Source organism: Bacillus cereus group sp. BfR-BA-01380 (genome assembly GCF_022663535.1).
GTDB classification, from domain to species: domain Bacteria; phylum Bacillota; class Bacilli; order Bacillales; family Bacillaceae_G; genus Bacillus_A; species Bacillus_A cereus_BB.
In genome coordinates this window covers 171,931-192,077 of the sequence record NZ_JAKUFS010000002.1, presented here as the reverse complement: position 1 = coordinate 192,077, position 20,147 = coordinate 171,931, and the positions used below count along the sequence as shown (strand labels likewise).

Here is a 20,147-nt window from a genome sequence, read left to right as displayed (position 1 = left end):
ATTTTTATAAAATAGTTCTCGCTATGTTTCATCGAAAATCTAAACTATTTACTCTAGTAGAAACCCGAAAAAAGTAACGCTTACTGCCCTCTTCGCACATAATAAAAATAACGAATGGTATAAAAAAGAATACAAACTGCCCCAATGCTGGCAATCACCACATTGATTGTATACAAAGTATCATTAAACGGATGGTCTTTCCCAATGAGTCTATTTACAATACACGTAATTGCAAATACAATCCATACACATACTACCAGCTTGTATATTTTCATAAAATTGTCCCTTTCTTTTTCCGGGAGATATGTTTTGATATCTTGCCGCATTTGTTTTGTCATAATAAAATCTTCTTTTAGGTACTTTAACATCTTTTAATCTCCCCTTACTTATTCTTGTCTGAAATAGCAGCGTAAGTAGCGTACATAATGAAAAATCATGTAGAATGCACTAATTATAAATAAAGCTACACAAAATAAAATCGTTACAACCCAAAGCTTATTCTGTGAATCAAATAGAATTACTAATAAAACATCTGTAAATACAGCTATCATCATAAAACGCATCCAAATGTATAGACTCCCGTACTCTGCAATAGCTTTTTCTGTAGAATAACTTCTCTCTTTTTTCATACAATCTCCGCCTTGTATATTTATCTTATGTTGGTGTACTTTGCCGTATAGCACCATACCATTCTACTGCACTAGTTGCTTTTCCTATTAAAATATCTTTTGGCATTTACATCGCTTCACCATTGCTCGTACTTCGATTGACCCAATGTGAAATGGACATTTGTACTTTTGTTCCTCCTATTCCCGCATTCTCCCCTTTTTTATTCTTGTCTGAAATAGTAGCGTAAGTAGCGTACATAATGAAAAATCATATAGAATACACTAATTATAAATAAAACTACACAAAATAAAATCGTTACAACCCAAAGCTTATTCTGTGAATCAAATAGAATTACTAATAAACCATCTGTAAATATAGCTATCATCATAAAACGCGCCCAAATGTATAGGCCTCCGTACTCTGCAATTGCCTTTTCTGTAGAATAACTTCTCTTTTTTTTCATACAATCTCCGCCTTGCATATTTATCTTATTTTGGTGTAATTTATCGTGTAGCACCGTACCACCCTACTGCACTAGTGAATGTTCCATTGAAATATGTTTATTCTCTAATGTATACCGATACCAAGATTCAAATTCCATCACATCGTTCCCTCTTTCTTATAATTATATTTCATCGAAAATCTAAACTATTTACTCTAGTAGAAACCCGAAAAAAGTAACGCCTACTGCCCTCTTCGCACATAATAAAAATAACGAATGGTATAAAACAGAATACAAACTGCCCCAATGCTGGCAATCACCACATTGATTGTATACAAAGTATCATTAAACGGATGGTCTTTCCCAATGAGTCTATTTACAATACACGTAATTGCAAATACAATCCATACACATACCGCCAGCTTATATATCTTCATAAAAGTGTCCCTTGCTTTTTCCGGGAGATATGTTTTGATATCTTGCCGCATTTGTTTTGTCATAATAAAATCTTCTTTTATGTACTTTAACATCTTTCAATCTCCTCTTACTTATTCTTGTCTAAAATAGCAGCGTAAGTAGCGTACTAAATGAAAAAATATGAAGAATGCACTGATTAGAAATAAAAATCCCACAAATGTGTTGACTACATAACCAAACACATTAAACTGACCAAACATAACTACTATTAGACCGTTCATAAATATACTTAATACTCCAAAGCGTACCCAAATGGATAGGTCCCCGTACTCTGCAACAGCCTTTTCTGTAGAATAACTTCTCTTTTTTTTCATACAATCTCCGCCTTATACATTGTCTTATTTTGGTGTACCGTCCCGATAAACACCCTGCCATCCTGCTGCACTAGTGAATGTTCCATTGAAAATACTTTTTGCCATTTGTTCCGCTTCGCCATCGCTTACATTTCGGTTGATCCAATGTGACAGCGATCCTTCTCCTTTTAGGCTGGTAAATAATGGCTTTATCCCTTTTATTCCTTTCATTCCGCTTACGACTCCACCTACTCCTGGAAGGGCACCTAGCGCATCTAATCCCACAGTTGTTAAATCTTTTTTCCCCATGGTGTAGAGTGTCATATCAGCAGCCAACCCTGCCAGTCCTGTTACTGTAGAAAACGCACCCAATACTCCCGCAACCGGCGGACACCATACTGTTAAAAGAGCTAATGTTCCTGTTACTGCTGAGATTCTCCCACCCCAGGTAGATACGAATGATAGTAAGCCGTCTGGGTCTTTCACATAGTCAACAGCTTTGTTTGCTGCATCTCCTGCTTCATCTACAAGTTCTTTTACTTTATCTGTCGCATCATCAACGAACTTCTTTGCGCCCCCCATCATTTTGTCCCAAAATCCTTGTTCCTCTTTTTTTGCTTCTTTCTGGTTTGCTCCAGTTGGAACTGTTCCTGCTAATTCTTGCTCATCTGCTCTCGCAACTTTTTCAGCTGCCCGTTCAAGGGAGCGCGCTAAGTTATGCGCATGGTGCATCGATTCGTTCATTTGTCTTTTTGCTTCATACCATTCTTGGTCAACAAATGATTTTGCTTTTACACTCCATGGAATGGATTGATAGTTTCTTTCATAGAAAAAGAGCATCCCCTTCTTAAGCACATAGGAATACTCTTTTTCTGTAAAACAATCAGTAGCCTATTATCATTACACCAATTGAAACGAATTTACAATTTGGAAAAATGAAGGCTCAAGCGCTATCGCGTCATCTATATGTAGTGTAGAAAATGTAATACTGTAAACTTGCTGTTTTTCTAGCATTGGAATCAAAAATTGATTTGTACATAAAGTTAACTGTTCATCGGCATATTCTACCCCAGTAAAACTCCGTACATGTACGACATTGCCAATGGAAAATGGTAATTCTTCAATCGAATGCAATTTATAAACATCTGATTCTTCCTTTTTTAACAATTCTTCTATATGATGAATCGAAGAATACGCTTTCTGATACGGAAATGTAGAAATTGTAACATCCGAAAAATGCACTTTATTCTCTTCATCCCCAAGAACTTGTAGTGCAAATAAGTCTACTTTCATCGCCTCTAAGTTTTGTAAAATATACGCTAATTGTAATTGAACAGGCTCACGATTTTCACTAACAAATGGAAAGATTTCAGCTTGTTGCTCTAAAAATAAAGAAGTAAATTCTTCTACATGCTCAGGATCTGTTTCCATGAGTGTCCACGTGTCTGGAAGCGCAATTGAAATATGTTTATTCTCTAATGTATACCGATACCAAGATTCAAATTCCATCACACCGTTCCCTCTTTCTTATCATTATGTTTCATCAAAAATCTAAACGATTTACTCTAGTAGAAACCCAAGAAAAGTAACGCCTACTGTCCTCTTCGCACATAGTAAAAATAACGAATCGTATAAAACAGAATACAAACTGCCCCAATGCTGGCAATTACCACATTGATTGTATACAAAGTATCATTAAACGGATGGTCTTTCCCAATCAGTCTATTTACAATACACGTAATTGCAAATACAATCCATACACATACTACCAGCTTGTATATCTTCATAAAATTGTCCCTTGCTTTTTCCGGGAGATAGTTTTGAATATCTTGCCGCATTTGTTTTGTCATAATAAAATCTTCTCTTATGTACTTTAACATCTTTCAATCTCCTCTTACTTATTCTTGTCTGAAATAGCAGCGTAAGTAGCGTACTAAATGAAAAATTATGAAGAATACAATAATTAGATATAAAAATTCCACAAATGTATTGACTATATCACTAAACACGTTAAACTGGCCAAGCATAACTACTATTAGAACATTCAGAAATAAACCTATTATCATAAAACGCATCCAAATGGATAGGCCTCCGTACTCTACGACAGCCTTTTCTGTAGAATAACTTCTCTTTTTTTTCATACAATCTCCGCCTTGTACATTGTCTTATTCTGGTGTACCGTTCCGATAAACACCTTGCCATCCTGCTGCACTAGTGAATGTTCCATTGAAAATACTTTTTGCCATTTGTTCCGCTTCGCCATCGCATACATCTCGGTTGATCCAATGTGACAGCGATCCTTCTCCTTTCAGGCTGGTAAATAATGGCTTTAGCTCTTTTATTCCTTTTAGTCCCTTTACGACTCCACCTACTCCCGGAAGGGTACCTACCGCATCTAATGCCACAGCTGTTAAATCTTTTTTCCCCATGGCGTAGAGTTTGGCATCAGCCAATAATCCTGCTCCACCTGTTACTGTAGAAACTGCACCTAACGCCCCCGCAAGTGGCGGACACCATACTGTTAAAAGAGCTAATGTTCCTGTTATTGCTGAGATTTTTCCACCCCAGGTAGATACGAATGATAGTAAGCCGTCTGGGTCTTTCACATAGTCAACAGCTTTGTTTGCTGCATCTCCTACTTCACCTGCAAGTTCTTTTACTTTATCTGTCGCATCATCAACGAACTTCTTTGCGCCCCCCATCATTTTGTCCCAAAATCCTTGTTCCTCTTTTTTCGCTGCTTTCTGGTTTGCTCCAGTTGGAACTGTTCCTGCTAATTCTTGCTCATCTGCTCTCGCAAATTTTTCAGCTGCTCGTTCAAGAGAACGCGCTAAGTTATGCGCATGGTGCATCGATTCGCCCATTTGTCTTTTTGCTTCATACCATTGCTGGTCAACGAATGATTTTGCTTTTATACTCCATGGAATTGATTGATAGTTTCTTTCTAGTTGGTGCTCTAATCTTTGCACTTCTTCAGCATATTGAATAAATGATTTACTTAAGTCTATTAACTGTTCTGGTCTGACAACAATTGTAGTCAAAGTTCCTCCCGCCTTTCCCCTTTTACCATATTCCGTTATATAATAACATATATTTACTTATCTATAACATACCAAAAATTTAAAGAGCGAAAACAACTAGTTTTATAGATATCATTGGAGACGGGTATTACAATATCATCCCGTCTCTTAGTAAAGAATAACAAACTTTTATTTTACACAACCTGACCCCTACTTGTTTTCTCCTTTTGTTTTAAACCTTGCATGTGGCAGAAGTAGGCACTGACCGCTTCTATGCATGGCCAGATGCTCTCGCCCGCTTAAAAAGAAAGAGGGTTTTTATGTCGGTTTTTTAATTCGTATTTCTATATCATTGCTGGATTTTACTCCATTTTGAAGCTACTCTCGTTATCATTTCTTGCAATTCATGCAATGGTGTATACGCAGCTTTCATTTTAATCGGCTTTCTGCGAATGCAATATCCTTCTCCGGCAGGTAATTCTTTATCCGTTTCTGGATGTGGCAAACGAATATTAAAGAAATATAGATCATTATTTTCAGTTGTTCCTAGTAAGTAAGAGAGACCTCTTTTCTTAATTTCCGCAAACCATTTTTCATGGTTATAGCTATTCAAGTTGGATGTTGTACCTGCTATAAAGAAATGAACACCTTTATTTCGTCCTTCTTGAACGATTTTGTCTATTTGTTCCTTTGCACCATAATCAGCAGATAATAATGCTAACACTTGGTCTACATCATCAATTGCAATTACAATACGTGGATATGGATATTTCGTTTCCTCATTTGGATGAATAGACGGCAGAACAGGTTCTCTTGTTTTTACGATTTCACTAAGTTCTTCTAACATTTCTTTTAGCTGATTTCCATCTGTCACCCGCTTTTTAATATGCGGCAATTCTCCCATAGCAAGAATACCTGTTGGTTTTCCACTTAAGTCAACCATGTACAATTCTACTTCTTCCGCAGCGTTCTGATACGTCATTGACAGCAACAATGTTTGCAGAAGCGATGTTTTCCCGCCTTCAATTCGCCCTGTAATGAGAACGTGGTTTATTTCTTCTAATAAGAATCTTTGTACTATAATATCGTCTGTTTCTAATCCCACGCAAAGTTCTTGTTGTTCGGTTTGTTCCAATATATCTGCTAAATACAAGTGTTTTGGAACCATCGGGATCGGTTTTGCATTTGCACCATCCCATGAATCATTCATCTTTTGAATCAATTTCCGCAACTGCTGAGAGTACTCTAATTCATTCTCTCCAACAAACGGAAGTGCCGCTTGAAATAACTCTGGCGGCTGTCCTTTCACTAATCCTCGTCCCGGCGGTACATCTGTTAATGGAAAATTCGGTTTTCCTACTAAATAATGATATTCCGTCCGATCTAACAGCTCAAATGAGATTGCTAGTGGGATATTATTTCGGAACCTGTCAAACATATCACTTGTTTGATTTAACGTAATGTGGAAATACACACCATATGTACTTGCTTCACGTAATAATTGCTCAAGAATTTCGTTCTCTTTTTCATTTTCACTACGAAAACGCATATAACTGTCAATCATCACAAAAATAGCCGGTAATTTTTCGTCTGCAATGCGGTTGTACATAGAAAATGATTTTGCACCAATTTGTGAAAACACATCTTTTCTATGCATTACTTCTTTTTTCAGAAAACTGAACAAACGTTTCATTTTTTCTGTTTCGCCTTCTTGGACAATGCCGCCAACATGCGGTAAGTTCTTGAAATCTAAAAACATTCGGCCAAAATCAATAATATAAAAGTTCACTTCTTTTGGTGAATGGGATAACGCCAGAGACATAATAATCGTTTGTAATAACGTAGTCTTTCCTGTTCCAGGCATACCGTAAATATTTAAATGCCCTTCCTGTAAATCCAATTGAACTGGATATTGAGCTTGTTTTGCTACATCATCAATTAACCCTAATGTTGGACGTAACCAATTTTCTTTCGTTCCCATCCAAGACTGTATATTCCAGTTTTCAATAGAATAAAAGTGATTTAGTAAAAGTGCTTCTGGTAACGGATCAAGCCACGGTCCTGGCAACGGCTGGATATGTTCTTTTTCTGCAATAGATTTTACATACTCGATAAACGCTTGTAATTGCTTCGGACTATTCGTTAATGGCTTCGGTCGTTTCTTAGATTTTATTCTTTGCCCCGTTAATGTTACTTGCGTAAAATCAACATACTCTATCGCTTTTTCCTCATCTGGATTATACGGTGCACCGCTCCACGCTGACTGGAATAATTCAAGCACTTCATTATTACCTACTTGTAAATAGCCCCGTCCCGGCACGTTAATTTTGGAGGCATTTGGAATTTTAATCATTTCTCGACTATCTCCATCATCTTGTACACGCAAGCAAATACGGAAGCGAGAGTTACTCCAAATTTTATCATTTACAACACCGGTTGGTTTTTGCGTCGCAAGAAGTAAGTGAACACCGAGCGTACGTCCAATTGCAGCAACGCTAATGAGCTCATCCATAAACTCTGGCTGTTCTTTCTTCATTTGCGCAAATTCGTCAATGACAATAAATAAGTGCGGCAACGGCTCTTTCTCTCTCCACGCTGTCTCATAATATTCGTCAATATGCTGAACATTCCCCGATTGAATGAATAGTTTTTGTCTTCTTTCCAATTCTGCTTTTAAAGAAATACGTGCACGCTCAATTAAATTTGGATCTTCCAAGTTTGTAATCGTCGCAATAACATGCGGCAATCCAGCAAATGTATTTGACATACCGCCCCCTTTATAGTCAATCAGCATAAACGCCATTTCATGGGGATGATATGTAACTGCTAATGCGGCAATAATAGATTGAATAACTTCACTTTTTCCTGATCCAGTTGTTCCCGCCATTAAACCATGCGGTCCATGTCCTTTTTTTTCAATTTTATCATGGATATTTAACACAACTGGTTTGCTTCCTTCTCGCACGCCGATAGGAACAGGTAAAGTCGTTGGATAGCGATTTTGTTGCCAACGATCTACAATTTGTAACTCTTCCATCGTTTTTGCTTGGAATAAATCTAAAAATGTCAACACCTTTGGAATATTCCCAGCAGCCGAACTCTTTAAACGAATTGGTGCAAGGCTTCGTGCACCCTGTTCACATCTTTCAAACGATAATCGATCTATTTGAAAATGAGAATATGTGTCTCCAGCATTCTCTGCAGTGCTAGAAAATGTTTCAAATACTTCTCCTTTTTCTCCATTTAAACTTACAACTATGTCACATTCCATCGGCAAGCGATCTTTTCGATCTGCAAATATGAATGTCGAAGCTCCTACATTTTCTCCTTCTCTTAATAACATCGGAAGCAATGGATCATCTTCTAAAAACTCACGTGCTGATAAAAAGAAAAGATACATTGGAACTAACGGCACTTTTGCATCAGCTTGCGATGAAGAATTATAAATTCTTCTCATATTTAATGGTGTAAATAACGCCTCTGCTAATTTTTGTGCCTCCTGTTCTGTTTCTGCCAAAAAGCGCATGCTATTTTGTTCATCCCAAACATGAGGTAGCCATCGCATCCAATCCCATTGTTTCTTTTCCTTTTCATGATAAAAAGATGCAATTTTCACTTCATTTGGCGCATGGTGCGTCATAATCTGTGTCGTCACAACACGAACAAAATTTAAAATATCTTCTCGATTTCCAACTATCCCTACAACATCATGCTTTTTTAAAGAAATCGAAATATGTCCATTAGAGATGTATTTAAAATCTCTTTCTACATTTTGCGCTTCTGTCACTAAAGGATTTTCCTCATATCCTTGTTGCCCGGGTACTTTCAAGTCAACAAGAAACGGTCTTTTTCCGGTCCCGATGCGAATATCCAAGAAGTCATCACTCTCTGGTGTTCGCTCCCATAAATTACTTTCGCGTTTTTCAATGCGCTGTATACTTTTCAGCGGACTTGGATTTTTTGTAATTAAATATTTTGCCTGTTCTACTTTTAATGTGTCTAATTCAACACGGTGTTTTTGAATTTGTTCTAAGTAACTCGTTTGCAGTTGTTCTGCCATTTGACGATATTCTTTCTTTTTTCTGAACAAACCCCTCGTCGTAAAAAGATATGACCCGAGCATCGGAATACTTGATATCATCATTAACGGCATATAGCTTGCATTCATTCGCGTACTTTTCATAACGACAAAATACAGAACCATAGTCAAAATTGTCATACCTGCCGGCAATAGCACAGTTTCTATTGAAAACTTAGGTTCTTCTGGCATTCTAGGCGGGTCATGTATAACAACTTTTCCCGTTGGAATATCAACTTTTACACGTGGTGAACGTTGAAAATATGGTGATTTTCGCACAATTTATGTCTCCTTCCTATTTCAACTGTTTTTACTCAATTAAATTCCAAGCATATCCTGTCTCTTCATTCGCAACAGGCTGCGTCTCCACTTTTGGCTGGGGTTTAGACTCTTCTTGCGGAATCATTTCAAAAGAAGGAATCAGCGCTCCTTTTTTATGTAAAGTAATATAAAATCCATCCCATATATTGTTATCCCGTAATGTTTCATTATGTTGAATCGAAATCCATTCTTCTTTATCACTTGTTATTCTTAATTCATATAATTCACTATGATTCACATCAATCTTTTCATAATGTAAAATCGCTTCTATAATTTGCACTGTTTTTACATCATTCGGAATAGCAATATCCATCTCTTCATTTGATTGCGTTACATACGTTACAATAATCTCTTCCAAACCCTATCACCTTTTCATAATGTTTTACCATGAAATATCAAGAAATGATATGTCATCACTTGCAGGAGAACATTGTGCGAGCTGAATCGCTTCTTCCACTTCTGCTTCATCATACTGAATGAGTGGAGACAATCCATCTGAATGAACGATAATTCGATTTATCTCATCTATAGCTATCGTTTTACAAACAATTTGCAACGGCTCTCCTATCATTCCTTTACGAGTTGACCATCTATTTCCGGTTTTTCGTTTACCTTGTAATCCGCATGTTGATAATTCCTTATCTTCAAAAAATTGAATATAAGAATCTCCATGCGTAATGAAGAATAGCCTAGCTTCATTTTGACCTGGCAATACATCAATCTTCCCACAAATAAACATTGATTCACTTCCATGCGCTCGCTTTTCATTCAGTACATCTCGCAGAAGCCATGGCGTGTTCTCTGGCAACTCATACGTATCGACTATCTTTGTTCCTGCAATTGTCCATTCCTGTAATTTCTCTTTCAATGATATTTCCAAATTCTCTGTTTCATGTAAATGAGCTACGGAAACTAACCACTCCATTAATCTTTCTCCTAAAAAAGATGACGCTAATTCCCCGTGAAACGACATTCCAACACCATCACATACAGTAAACAAGAAGGAAGAATCAATGATTTGAAAACCAAGAAAGTCTTGACCGCTCTCCTCCAATTCTTGCGATTCTTTTGCTCGGTAATATGCATACCGGCATTTAAATTTGTCATTTCCCCACCATTGTAGGGACGTTTCTTCATTTTGTGATACAGATTTCACATTCATTCCCCCGTTTCTTAACGAACAGGCGTAGCCGCTGACATTTGAAAGCCTAGGGAAACTAAATCTGCATTGGTCCCCGGTAACATCATAAGGGCTCCCTTTTCAATCTTGTATCCATGTTCAACCATCATTTCACGATAGCTTTCTGGAATTGGTGAAGAGAGTCTTTGTAACTTCACGCCGTACTCATCTTGAATTTCTGTATGAGGCATGATACCTGACCACTTCTTCGTATTTGGAATTGGCTCTTGCAAAATTTCATCCGAAATAAAAATATTTTCAACAAGGACATTTCCATCTGGAATCGATAAATTCATAATGCGCTGCACAATCGGTTCTGGATCTTCTCCGGTGGAAGCTCCATCTGTCATATGGCAAACGAGCGGAGCTGGCCCTTCTTGAAGATTTGGCAATTCATCATGCAATAATTTTTCAACAACGGAAAATGCCTTCGCTGTATCTGTTAACCGCTGCGTTTGTATCTTCTCTAACGGCCGCAATCTAGCAACCTCATCAATTGTTTTCACACCGCCCAATAAATCATATACACGGTCACTATAAGCTAAAATAGATAATCGATAGCGTGGTAACAATCGACTCCCTTTTGTGGAACGAAATACCATTTGACGAATAGCTAACGAAAGAGCATCTGTCACAATATCAATTCGACGCTTTTCTCCCTCTCCTGCATCCATCATTTGATTCATTGAAGCACTAACATCGAGTAAATAAATAATATAAGCTGGTGTTTGCTGCGTTGCTTGTGTCTGATATAACATTTCTCCTACCCTTTCTAAACCTTTTTATCATAATAAAGTGAGGGGTTTATCACTCATTAAGCGTAGTCTATATTTCCTTAATTTCTCATTTTATTATATCGTAAGCACTTTCATTTTCCCAATGATTTATAAAGATTTTGAGATAACTATTTTCTCCTCCAGTCATGGAGGCTGTTTGGGGATCTGGACTAGCTTTCATATGAACTGGTTTTTCTAAAGTAATATAACCAATATCTGTAGCAAGGTCTGAGGTACCGCCTCCGAAAAGATCGTCACCTTGCGTTTCCCTAAATGCTACTACTTGCTCATTATCATCTTTTATTTTTACTACATCATTTGGTTTCTTCTATGCTTCATTAGACAAACCAGAGAAAGTTTTATCTAAAACTTTCTCATTCCCCACCCCTCGAGTAAATAGTTTATTCTAATTATATAGTTTATTCTTAAAAAGAGGGAATATCTTAAAGAAAAAATTTTAAAATTATTGCAATTATAATTATTTCAATTGTCATAGGACGGTATAAAGTGAAACTTTAATCAGTGGGGGTTTTCTTCATCCCACACTGATTATCAGCCCTCACCAATCGGGATTTTACGGGCAGTTTATCTCCCACCTAACTTCTTAAGAAAGGCGGAAGCGGCTCGCTCAGAATCGCAGGACGCCCACGCACAGGGCGGAGAGGCGCTTTCTGCCTCGTCCGAGGGGGCAAAACGGCCGGAGATTCTAGCCGCTAGAGCTGGACAACAAAGAAATGTGGAAGTGGCTCGCCCAGAATGTGAGGGGGATGGAGCTTCTGACGTAGAGGTGTTTTTTACCTCGTAGGAAGAAGCGAAGCCACCGAACATTCTAGCCACTGGAACTGGACAATGCTTTCGCTGAATTTTGAGGTGGGAGTATTACTGCCCACAAATAGCGGGATAAATATATGAATTCTAAAAACGAACTAGAAAAAACAAAGAATATCAGCTACTAAGCAACTTCATTCTTACCTAGGGTGAACTCTCGTGCCTAGCTTATTTGGGCTAGAAAAAAGAACCCGTGTAAGAATACAGGTTCTTTTTCTCTGTCACAATTCATTCTATACATACTTCTTCAATTTCTCTAAATCCTCATGAATCAAATCCAATAAACTACGATTATAAAAGATTGAAGCGGGGTGGAATGTCGGGAAAATTGTATAGGTTTTCTCTGTCCATGTATAGGTTGTACTATTAGAATTTGCTAGTTGCTGAACAGGTTGAGTAAACATTTGACCGTGCATCTCTGATACTTTTTTGTTTGAACCAACTAATCGTTTGAGTGCAATGTTTCCTAATGTAACAATAATAGGTGCTTGAATATGCTCAATTTCGTAATCTAAAATGGGAGCGTGGGCAAGTATTTCCTGCTGATTTGGCGTACGATTATATTTACGCTTCACGATTTCTCCGTTCCGTTCTCGTTTCTCGTCCCATTTGTACGGCCGACTACGCACTGCACTCGTAATATATACTTCTTCTCTTGTTACACCAATCCGCTTTAGAAAATCCATAAGTTGCTTACCGGCTCTTCCGCTAAAAGGTATCCCGTTATGAATTTCTGTTTCGCCCGGTGCTTCTCCTACAAGCATCATTTTTGGATTTTGTGGTCCTTGTCCATATACGAAGCCTTCAACAGGATAGGGAGATATTCGCTCTCTTGCTTGCTTTTCTAATCGCTCTGGATATTTCATGTTTATCACCTCTTGCATGTTATACATTTATCATGCTATTCATGGACAATAAGCACCCACTGATGGAAGTTTCACCTTATTGAAATGCCCAATGACTTTTCACTTCCTCTAATTCATCACGTAATATCGGATCGTCACATTCAATGTAAAATTCTAAACCGGATCCGTTATATTTTTCATTATCTCCAGTTTCTTCAAACGTATCAAATGGATCAGATAGACCATCGCTCGCTAAAATAACCGCCTCTTCTTTTTGAATACGCACAAACCCTTGTCTAGTAGCTGGCCACTTAGGACCACTTAAAAAGAAAGGAGGTTTTTATATCGTTTTTTTAATATATATAATCCTAAAAATAAAAATACAAAGGAAAAAGGCTATCAAAATCGATAGCCTTTAATCATCATTACGTTGCATTCCTGTATAAATTAATACAAGACGAAACAGTTCAAATACTGCAACGGCAGCTGCTGCGACGTACGTAAGAGCTGCTGCATTTAATACTTTACGAGCTTGACCATATTCGTCCGTTGATACAATACCAAGCGCTTCAATTTGCTTCATCGCCCGTTTTGATGCATCAAATTCAACTGGTAATGTAACAAGCTGGAATAATACCCCGCCTGCTATTAGAATAATTCCTAATAACAACAAATTGGTCATATGCGCAAACATACCAATCATAATAAAAACCCACGACATGTTGGAACCAAAATTTGCAACAGGAACAAGCGAATGACGGAAACGCATAAAGTTATAATCTTTTGCATCTTGAATCGCATGCCCCACTTCATGTGCAGCTACCGCCGTACCAGCAACAGAATGACTATAATAGTTGTCAGTCGATAAACGAACTGTTTTCGTTGTTGGGTCATAGTGGTCAGATAAATGCCCTGGCGTTTCTTCTACCGCTACATTGTACAAACCATTCTCATCTAAAATCCTACGAGCCACTTCCGCTCCTGTCATACCCGAAGTTGAATACACTTGTGAGTATTTACTATATGCGCTGCGTACTCTAGACTGTGCATACATCGGTATGATCATGATGATAGCAAAGTAAATTAAGTAAAAACCCATCATGAACCTCCCATGAAATTTTATTATATAGTAATAACCATTCTATTTTTTTCCCCTACCATTGTCAACAAAGAAACCTTACAACATCGCTTCTATATTTCACTTCGCTTGAAAACAAACTTATCTATTTTTTGAATGCAAAGTACTTTTTTGTTTCTCTCTTTCTCCTTTATATTTTCTCCAACCGACATACGTTAATGTAAAAATAATAATACCTCCTGTTACGGTCATAAACCATATAAGCGAAGAATCTACCTCATCCTTTTTCGCTGTACGAAAAATTTTCTTCAAGTCATCTTTTATAATTTTCACTTGTGTTTGGCCGCTCTTATTTTGGATCATCATATAACGAAATTCATCTAGATACGACAAATGAGAATTCACACGTTGCAACTGTTCCTCTGGTAAGGCAATCATTAAACTTGGATAAATAATATCAAATTCATGCAAAAATACATTTAACGCTTGTTGAAAACGATCATGTTCTTCCTTTTGCATGGCATTTTCAATTTTTCCAAATGTACTCATTACATTTTCTTCCCGCTCCATCCAAAGCGGCTGATATTCTGATATTTCAGCATCTAACACGAGGCGAAGCGCGAGCACATCATCTATTTTTATTTGTTTATCAGTTCCTTGTTCTTCTAATGATTGCAGTGCTTTATCATAAGCAAGAGAAATCACGCGAATATGCTCCGGTGCAATTTTCTTTTTTTGATCGACCATTAAAAATTGCTTTGAAAAATATGTTAACAGTTGCGTCGCTTTGTCATATTCTTCTTGTTTTACAAATTGTAACGAGTCATCTAATAATCCATTTAGTTCATTCCATGTAGCTGCATATATCCGAATAGGAAACAATATAAACATAAACGCTATGATTCCAGCTAATACTTTTTTCATTCTTGTCCCCCCTATAGCTTCTAATTCAATATATGAACTAGTGGACAAGAATAGACCTTGAACCTATACCAATGAAAGTGAGAGGTTCATTTTCCGATTAGGCGTTACGACTTTCTACATGCAATCCTCTCTTTTTCATAAAAAAACGATATAGAAAATAACAATAAGCACTCCCAAGCAAAATAAGTAATAAAATGATACAGGCAGCATGCATAAAGAATTGTTCTGGTAACATACAAATAATAGGATCAGTCTCTGGATCAAACAACCAATAATCATTTTGAAAAAGAAGCTTATGAAAAAATACAAAACTCTTTTCAAAATTGATTGCGATTGGAAGTATGAGTACGATTGGAAATACAATTGTAAGAATCGCTGCATACAACAAAAACTTTTCCTTTTGTTTTCGTATAAGATAAAGCCCCCCAGTAAAAGAAATACAAATACTTATATACATAGCATATTGAATGGCAACAAAAATATTTTTCACATCAACAAAATGAATTCTTCCCTTCTCGGACATATCTAAAGTTGGAAAATGTAATGGTTTATTATAAAAAGGAGAAAAATAAGTAATAAGTGCATCATAATTTTGAATAATTACTTCTTTTGTCATACTTGTCATTTCAGGAATATTTAACATGTCAATCTCTATGTAATAAATCCATTTCCCATATACAACACACATGACTGCGATTGAAAAAATGCAAAAAGCGATACAAAAAGGAACAAAACATAATAAGACTCTATTCCAAATTTTTGAATATACGCTATGTGAATTCATCCATCTTCCCCATTCCCTATTTTTTATTTATCACGCTTTAACGGACAGTAAGACCCCCACTGTTGGAAGTTTCACTTTATAAAGAAAACGTTAGCCTTTTCTCTCTTAAACAAAAATAATATGTAGTAGCCAAAACAACGATACTAAGCCAAAATGTAAAATAGCCAATTTGCCGGTCATACATATACATAACACTATATTTCGGCATTTGTCCCCATACATAATCCACAACATCATTATGCAATGTCCATATAACTGCAATAATAAAATGCCAATATTTCATTCGGTAAAATGGTGCGTATAAGAGCCCTTGTACAGCCATTGCCAAATGAAAAACAATGAGTATATATCCTCCTATTCCAATATATCCGGTTACAATAAGAGTGAATACATTTACTACAACTGCCCAAATCCCATATTTGACCAATGTCACAACTGCTAACGCTTCCATTAGACCCCAATTTTTCTTTTGTATAAACGCAATTAATACAAAAACAAAAAACAAACTTGCCGTCGGACTATCTGGAACAAACGGCCAAAAAATAGCTGGCGTTTCTATCAATTGGCTTTTATACCAAATGTATCCGTAAATCGTCCCCAAAATATTAATAATGAGCAAAAGCCATAGAAAAGAACGTTGTCTTAATAACAAATACATAAATGCCAAAATGTAAATACCTCAACTTTCCAAAAATGAACATCACTATGATGCATGAACTGTCACACAATACATTGGGCTACAATTGATCTCGCTATTTGTGGGCAATAAGCCCTCCATCTCAAGATTCAGAGAGGGGCGAAGAAGATAGGTGAAAGATAATTGCTAGCATGTAGCCGATTGAACGTGCTTTCCATCAATGTAGGATGAAACCCCACGTTAATTGGAGTTTCACTCTATTATAGCAAATTCCCTGACCAAAATAGAAAAACTGACTACAAAGTTGTAGCCAGCTCTCTCCTGCTATTCGTATGCAGTAAGACCCCCCACTAATGGAAGTTTCACTTTATTTTTTATTATATTTCCCAATAAATTCTGACAGTTTCTTCAACTCTTCATCTGTTCCTTTAAAAACACCTTTTGGCATTGCACCTTTTCCATCTTTTGCAATTTTCGCAATTTCTTCTGGCTTTAACGCTAAGTTTTGCAATGCCGGTGCAGCTGCTCCCCCTTGCAAGTTGTCACCATGACATGTTAAACATGTATTTTTTTGCATAAGTTTATAACCGTCATCATTTTTATCAACTTGTACCGTTTTTACAATCGCACCTTGCTTTTTCGCAGCTGCCCAGTCATGCGTGGCAACAGATTCCCACGTTAGAAACACAATGGATGCCAACGCTAAAAGCATAAATCCTGTTGCAACTGGGCGTTTAAACGGACCGCGTTCTGGCCCCCGGTCAAGAAATGGAGCAAGTAATAATGCGCCAAATGCGATGCCCGGCATAATAAATGCACCAATGACAGTATACGGGCCGGACGCATAAGAATACTTTAACAATTGATACAGAAATAAGAAATACCAGTCTGGAAGTGGTATATATCCCGTGTCTGTAGGATCTGCAATTCTTTCTAGTGGCGATGGATGCGCCACTGTCAAACAAAGATAGCCAATTAAAAAGACGGCACCAACCATCCACTCTTTTAATAAAAAATTTGGCCAAAACGCTTCTGTTTTCCCTGGGTATTCCGAGTAATCTTTCGGAATATTCGGTTTTCGAACAGCAGGTACTCGCGAATCTCCGACAAACTTCATTCCTTTGCCGCGATGCATAGTCTCCCTCCTTTAATTATGTTCTCCCTTTCAATCTAGTAATATCTTATAGTGGGCCAGAAATACCTTGTTTGCGAATCATGATGAAGTGAACTGCCATTAATCCGAGAAGTGCGGCTGGCAAGAAGAATACGTGAATAGCAAAGAAGCGAGTTAATGTTTGAGCACCAACAATTTCGGAGTGGCCGGCAAGCAACGTTTTTACATAAGATCCAATAAGCGGTGTTTGTTCTGCAATTTGAATCCCTACTTTTGTTGCGAATAATGCCTTCATATCCCATGGTAATAAATATCCTGTAAAACCTAATCCTAACATAACAAAGAAAATAAGAACTCCAACAATCCAGTTTAATTCACGAGGCTTTTTATAAGCACCTTGAAAGAAAACTCGAAGTGTATGTAAAAACATCATCACGATAACGAGACTCGCTCCCCAGTGATGCATACCGCGAACAATTTGTCCATATGCCACTTCATTTTGTAAGTAATAGACAGATTCCCACGCATTTTTAATATCTGGTACATAATACATTGTCAAAAACATTCCTGATAATATTTGAATGACAGTTATAAAAAATGTAAGACCTCCAAAGCAATAAACAAAGGCAGAAAAGTGATGCGCTGGGTTCACATGTTCCGGCACCTCATGGTCTGCAATATCGCGCCACAATGGCGTAATATCAAGCCGTTCATCCACCCAATCATAAATTTTATTTAACATCTACTTTGCCCCCCCTTGCGGCTTCGCTTTACCTAAATAAAGCGTTCCATCTTTCACCTTTGACTCATACACATCAAGCGGCGCAAGCGGTGGTGTTCCCGGTACGTTCTTTCCATCTTTCGTATAACGCCCCCCGTGACACGGGCAATAAAATTGATTTGGATGTGACTTGTCCGAATTCCAGTTTACTGTACATCCTAAATGCTTACAAATTGGAGAGAATGCCACAATGTCTCCGCTTTCATCTTTGTGTACCCACGCTGACTTTGGTTCTTCTGATTTATACCAACCGTCAACTTGTTTCACCTTAAAATCGAAGCGTTTCGGTTCAGCCGTAATATCTTTCACTTGCCCGACTGCAACCATCTCCCCCCCTGCTTCTTTCCTTAGAATTGGGTCAAGTGCAAAACGCGTCATTGGCATTAAAATCCCTGCCGCCATAAAGCCTCCTACACCTGTAAGAGTGTAGTTTAAAAACTGTCTTCTTGACACCCTGTGTTCTCTCTCACTCACGAAAATTTCCCCCCTCTATCAGAAATTGTCCCCGTGAAAAATTGAAATAAAAGATAAAGACTAGGACACTATCATGATATAATACCCTACTACATTGGTCAATATCATACTAATCCCAATTATTAAAACCTTCTGTTAATTATTTATTTTCCCATTTTTCAGTTAATATTTCCATAATATTTTTTATTTGCGCATGAATTATTTCTCTTTTCGCTTGATCACTGAGCTGTTCTAGCGGTAGTGCTGGTAGGCAAAATAATTGTTCTGTTAAATCGTATTCAATTTCTTTCCAAGAAAAGTCACTCGTAATTAACGCAATATGCTGCAAACCTTTCTCTTTTAAATAGTTTGTCCAATCACGTAGACGTTGCCTCTCACTTGCATACGCTCCTTCTACATACGTAAATGCTGGTAATAAGAATACTCTACCTTTATACTCCCTCTCTAGCTCTCTCGTTAAAGTTGAAATAAATTCTCCTTCTACAGCAGCTGTTTTCATTTCCTTTTCAAACGAAATTGAAAGCAGCGGTATAATTCCTGTATCAATATATTCTCTTGTTTTTTCGTATTGTACGACATCTGCTACAGCCCATTTCACGCTCAATAGCCCCCTTTTCCCCTTATTTCTACTTTAACAAACTATATGACTTCTCCCTATGCTACTTGTCTATAAGAACTTTCTTGCTTTTTAGAGAGACTTAAAACGAAAGAAGAAAGCAAGTCGCGGTCATGTTGTATTCTGCAAAGCAATATGATCTCAAAACAGCTCACTTTATTTCTATTAAACCATACAGATAAAGGTAAAAAAAGAAAAACCATCTATAAAAGACGGTTTTTCTTTGGAATAGTCTAAAAATTGTCAAAATTACTTTTCATTGAGAAGTTTATAAGCGTTTTAACTCGCCTGTTAACCTGCGAAATGCTTCTTCATCTTGAGTATCAAGTGCTTCGTCAATTCGTTTCAAAAGTCGTTCTTTCCGAAATGAATATACACTTTCCTCTAAAAATCGCTCTGCTAATAAACGATCTTTTTCATTTATTTCGATATTCTTCGGTAAATATGGATTTTCTTCTAATACCGCAACATAGTTCGCATTTTGGAAAGATGACTTGAAGTTAAGCTGAATATAAATATCTTCATCTCTGTTTAAGCGAATATCATGAAAAGATTTTTCCGCATCAGTCGTCATTACATTTTGTTTATAAAAATGAAACGGTAAATCTTTCACACAATTTGCTGACATCACCAGCCCACGCGGACAATATTTCGCATGCTCTACAAAATGCACCTTATCCATTAATTGATCGTGACTCATTAAATAATTTAAAATCCAAACACATTCTCGCTGTTTCAGTTGATAATTATTTAAAAACCATTTTACGAAATCTTTCTTTTCGTTCACAGAAACAGGGGTATTCATCGCGCTTAATCCCTCCTCTGCCCTTCTTTTTTCTTTTTTACATTCAAGAAGCAGCATTCAGTTTC

General features: G+C 37.1%; 24 protein-coding genes. All 24 read right to left on the bottom strand.

Annotation, left to right across the window (positions count from 1 at the left end; translation table 11 throughout):
• Positions 1-80 precede the first annotated feature (80 nt).
• The 24 genes from MR076_RS02790 to MR076_RS02675 all read right to left on the bottom strand — a co-directional run bounded on the left by MR076_RS02790 (position 81) and on the right by MR076_RS02675 (position 20,082).
• On the bottom strand, positions 81-368 hold the full coding sequence (locus MR076_RS02790; RefSeq protein WP_242217361.1) for a hypothetical protein: 288 nt from the start codon (positions 366-368) through the stop codon (positions 81-83).
• 18 nt (positions 369-386) lie between these two features.
• Positions 387-629, bottom strand: a complete 243-nt coding sequence (locus MR076_RS02785; RefSeq protein WP_242217359.1) for a hypothetical protein — start codon at positions 627-629, stop codon at positions 387-389.
• Between the two features lie 200 nt (positions 630-829).
• Positions 830-1,072 (bottom strand): hypothetical protein, encoded by a 243-nt coding sequence (locus tag MR076_RS02780; RefSeq protein WP_242217357.1) that lies wholly within the window; start codon positions 1,070-1,072, stop codon positions 830-832.
• A 221-nt stretch (positions 1,073-1,293) separates the two neighbouring features.
• A complete protein-coding gene (locus MR076_RS02775; RefSeq protein WP_242217355.1) occupies positions 1,294-1,581 on the bottom strand; it encodes a hypothetical protein in 288 nt (95 codons plus the stop codon).
• Between the two features lie 18 nt (positions 1,582-1,599).
• The gene (locus tag MR076_RS02770) at positions 1,600-1,842 is read right to left on the bottom strand and encodes a hypothetical protein (RefSeq protein WP_242217353.1); all 243 of its coding nucleotides are present in this window, start codon (positions 1,840-1,842) and stop codon (positions 1,600-1,602) included.
• Between the two features lie 24 nt (positions 1,843-1,866).
• Positions 1,867-2,676 carry a hypothetical protein gene (locus MR076_RS02765; protein WP_242217351.1) on the bottom strand — a complete coding sequence of 270 codons (810 nt, stop codon included), beginning with the start codon at positions 2,674-2,676 and terminating at the stop codon, positions 1,867-1,869.
• A 45-nt stretch (positions 2,677-2,721) separates the two neighbouring features.
• On the bottom strand, positions 2,722-3,333 hold the full coding sequence (locus MR076_RS02760) for a hypothetical protein (protein ID WP_242217347.1): 612 nt from the start codon (positions 3,331-3,333) through the stop codon (positions 2,722-2,724).
• Between the two features lie 80 nt (positions 3,334-3,413).
• The gene (locus MR076_RS02755; RefSeq protein ID WP_242217345.1) at positions 3,414-3,701 is read right to left on the bottom strand and encodes a hypothetical protein; all 288 of its coding nucleotides are present in this window, start codon (positions 3,699-3,701) and stop codon (positions 3,414-3,416) included.
• Between the two features lie 285 nt (positions 3,702-3,986).
• Positions 3,987-4,862, bottom strand: a complete 876-nt coding sequence (locus tag MR076_RS02750; protein WP_242217343.1) for a WXG100 family type VII secretion target — start codon at positions 4,860-4,862, stop codon at positions 3,987-3,989.
• Between the two features lie 328 nt (positions 4,863-5,190).
• Positions 5,191-9,198, bottom strand: a complete 4,008-nt coding sequence (gene essC / locus MR076_RS02745; protein WP_242217341.1) for a type VII secretion protein EssC — start codon at positions 9,196-9,198, stop codon at positions 5,191-5,193.
• 31 nt (positions 9,199-9,229) lie between these two features.
• The gene (locus MR076_RS02740; protein ID WP_242217339.1) at positions 9,230-9,598 is read right to left on the bottom strand and encodes a hypothetical protein; all 369 of its coding nucleotides are present in this window, start codon (positions 9,596-9,598) and stop codon (positions 9,230-9,232) included.
• 24 nt (positions 9,599-9,622) lie between these two features.
• Entirely contained in the window at positions 9,623-10,396 is a 774-nt protein-coding gene (locus MR076_RS02735; protein ID WP_396021638.1) for a hypothetical protein, read from the bottom strand.
• 17 nt (positions 10,397-10,413) lie between these two features.
• A complete protein-coding gene (locus MR076_RS02730; RefSeq protein ID WP_242217335.1) occupies positions 10,414-11,178 on the bottom strand; it encodes a vWA domain-containing protein in 765 nt (254 codons plus the stop codon).
• Positions 11,179-12,257: 1,079 nt separating this feature from the next.
• A complete protein-coding gene (locus tag MR076_RS02725; RefSeq protein WP_277928321.1) occupies positions 12,258-12,890 on the bottom strand; it encodes a uracil-DNA glycosylase in 633 nt (210 codons plus the stop codon).
• Between the two features lie 76 nt (positions 12,891-12,966).
• Positions 12,967-13,155 (bottom strand): hypothetical protein, encoded by a 189-nt coding sequence (locus MR076_RS02720; protein WP_242217333.1) that lies wholly within the window; start codon positions 13,153-13,155, stop codon positions 12,967-12,969.
• A gap of 129 nt (positions 13,156-13,284) precedes the next feature.
• Positions 13,285-13,968: a zinc metallopeptidase gene (locus MR076_RS02715; RefSeq protein WP_242217331.1), complete on the bottom strand. Its 684-nt coding sequence runs from the start codon at positions 13,966-13,968 to the stop codon at positions 13,285-13,287.
• 120 nt (positions 13,969-14,088) lie between these two features.
• Positions 14,089-14,871, bottom strand: coding sequence for a sporulation protein YpjB (gene ypjB / locus MR076_RS02710; protein ID WP_242217329.1), 783 nt, complete (start codon positions 14,869-14,871; stop codon positions 14,089-14,091).
• A 97-nt stretch (positions 14,872-14,968) separates the two neighbouring features.
• On the bottom strand, positions 14,969-15,655 hold the full coding sequence (gene lit, locus MR076_RS02705) for a lipoprotein intramolecular transacylase Lit (protein ID WP_242217327.1): 687 nt from the start codon (positions 15,653-15,655) through the stop codon (positions 14,969-14,971).
• A gap of 76 nt (positions 15,656-15,731) precedes the next feature.
• Entirely contained in the window at positions 15,732-16,313 is a 582-nt protein-coding gene (gene lhaT, locus MR076_RS02700) for a lipoprotein heptaprenylglyceryl N-acetyltransferase LhaT (protein ID WP_396021644.1), read from the bottom strand.
• A 346-nt stretch (positions 16,314-16,659) separates the two neighbouring features.
• Positions 16,660-17,427, bottom strand: coding sequence for a menaquinol-cytochrome c reductase cytochrome b/c subunit (locus MR076_RS02695; RefSeq protein ID WP_242217323.1), 768 nt, complete (start codon positions 17,425-17,427; stop codon positions 16,660-16,662).
• A 46-nt stretch (positions 17,428-17,473) separates the two neighbouring features.
• The gene (gene qcrB / locus MR076_RS02690) at positions 17,474-18,148 is read right to left on the bottom strand and encodes a menaquinol-cytochrome c reductase cytochrome b subunit (RefSeq protein ID WP_242217321.1); all 675 of its coding nucleotides are present in this window, start codon (positions 18,146-18,148) and stop codon (positions 17,474-17,476) included.
• Positions 18,149-18,661, bottom strand: a complete 513-nt coding sequence (locus tag MR076_RS02685) for a QcrA and Rieske domain-containing protein (protein WP_242217320.1) — start codon at positions 18,659-18,661, stop codon at positions 18,149-18,151.
• Positions 18,662-18,800: 139 nt separating this feature from the next.
• Positions 18,801-19,259: a YpiF family protein gene (locus MR076_RS02680; RefSeq protein WP_242217318.1), complete on the bottom strand. Its 459-nt coding sequence runs from the start codon at positions 19,257-19,259 to the stop codon at positions 18,801-18,803.
• 286 nt (positions 19,260-19,545) lie between these two features.
• On the bottom strand, positions 19,546-20,082 hold the full coding sequence (locus MR076_RS02675; RefSeq protein ID WP_242217316.1) for a ReoY family proteolytic degradation factor: 537 nt from the start codon (positions 20,080-20,082) through the stop codon (positions 19,546-19,548).
• Positions 20,083-20,147 lie beyond the last annotated feature (65 nt).

Bases quoted from the DNA above. Each gene is read 5' to 3' on its own strand.
- MR076_RS02790 (WP_242217361.1), bottom strand. From the start codon at position 368: ATGTTAAAGTACCTAAAAGAAGATTTTATTATGACAAAACAAATGCGG.
- MR076_RS02785 (WP_242217359.1), bottom strand. From the start codon at position 629: ATGAAAAAAGAGAGAAGTTATTCTACAGAAAAAGCTATTGCAGAGTAC.
- MR076_RS02780 (WP_242217357.1), bottom strand. From the start codon at position 1,072: ATGAAAAAAAAGAGAAGTTATTCTACAGAAAAGGCAATTGCAGAGTAC.
- MR076_RS02775 (WP_242217355.1), bottom strand. From the start codon at position 1,581: ATGTTAAAGTACATAAAAGAAGATTTTATTATGACAAAACAAATGCGG.
- MR076_RS02770 (WP_242217353.1), bottom strand. From the start codon at position 1,842: ATGAAAAAAAAGAGAAGTTATTCTACAGAAAAGGCTGTTGCAGAGTAC.
- MR076_RS02755 (WP_242217345.1), bottom strand. From the start codon at position 3,701: ATGTTAAAGTACATAAGAGAAGATTTTATTATGACAAAACAAATGCGG.
- MR076_RS02730 (WP_242217335.1), bottom strand. From the start codon at position 11,178: ATGTTATATCAGACACAAGCAACGCAGCAAACACCAGCTTATATTATT.
- MR076_RS02725 (WP_277928321.1), bottom strand. From the start codon at position 12,890: ATGAAATATCCAGAGCGATTAGAAAAGCAAGCAAGAGAGCGAATATCT.
- MR076_RS02715 (WP_242217331.1), bottom strand. From the start codon at position 13,968: ATGGGTTTTTACTTAATTTACTTTGCTATCATCATGATCATACCGATG.
- ypjB (WP_242217329.1), bottom strand. From the start codon at position 14,871: ATGAAAAAAGTATTAGCTGGAATCATAGCGTTTATGTTTATATTGTTT.
- lit (WP_242217327.1), bottom strand. From the start codon at position 15,655: ATGAATTCACATAGCGTATATTCAAAAATTTGGAATAGAGTCTTATTA.
- lhaT (WP_396021644.1), bottom strand. From the start codon at position 16,313: ATGTATTTGTTATTAAGACAACGTTCTTTTCTATGGCTTTTGCTCATT.
- MR076_RS02695 (WP_242217323.1), bottom strand. From the start codon at position 17,427: ATGCATCGCGGCAAAGGAATGAAGTTTGTCGGAGATTCGCGAGTACCT.
- qcrB (WP_242217321.1), bottom strand. From the start codon at position 18,148: ATGTTAAATAAAATTTATGATTGGGTGGATGAACGGCTTGATATTACG.
- MR076_RS02675 (WP_242217316.1), bottom strand. From the start codon at position 20,082: ATGAATACCCCTGTTTCTGTGAACGAAAAGAAAGATTTCGTAAAATGG.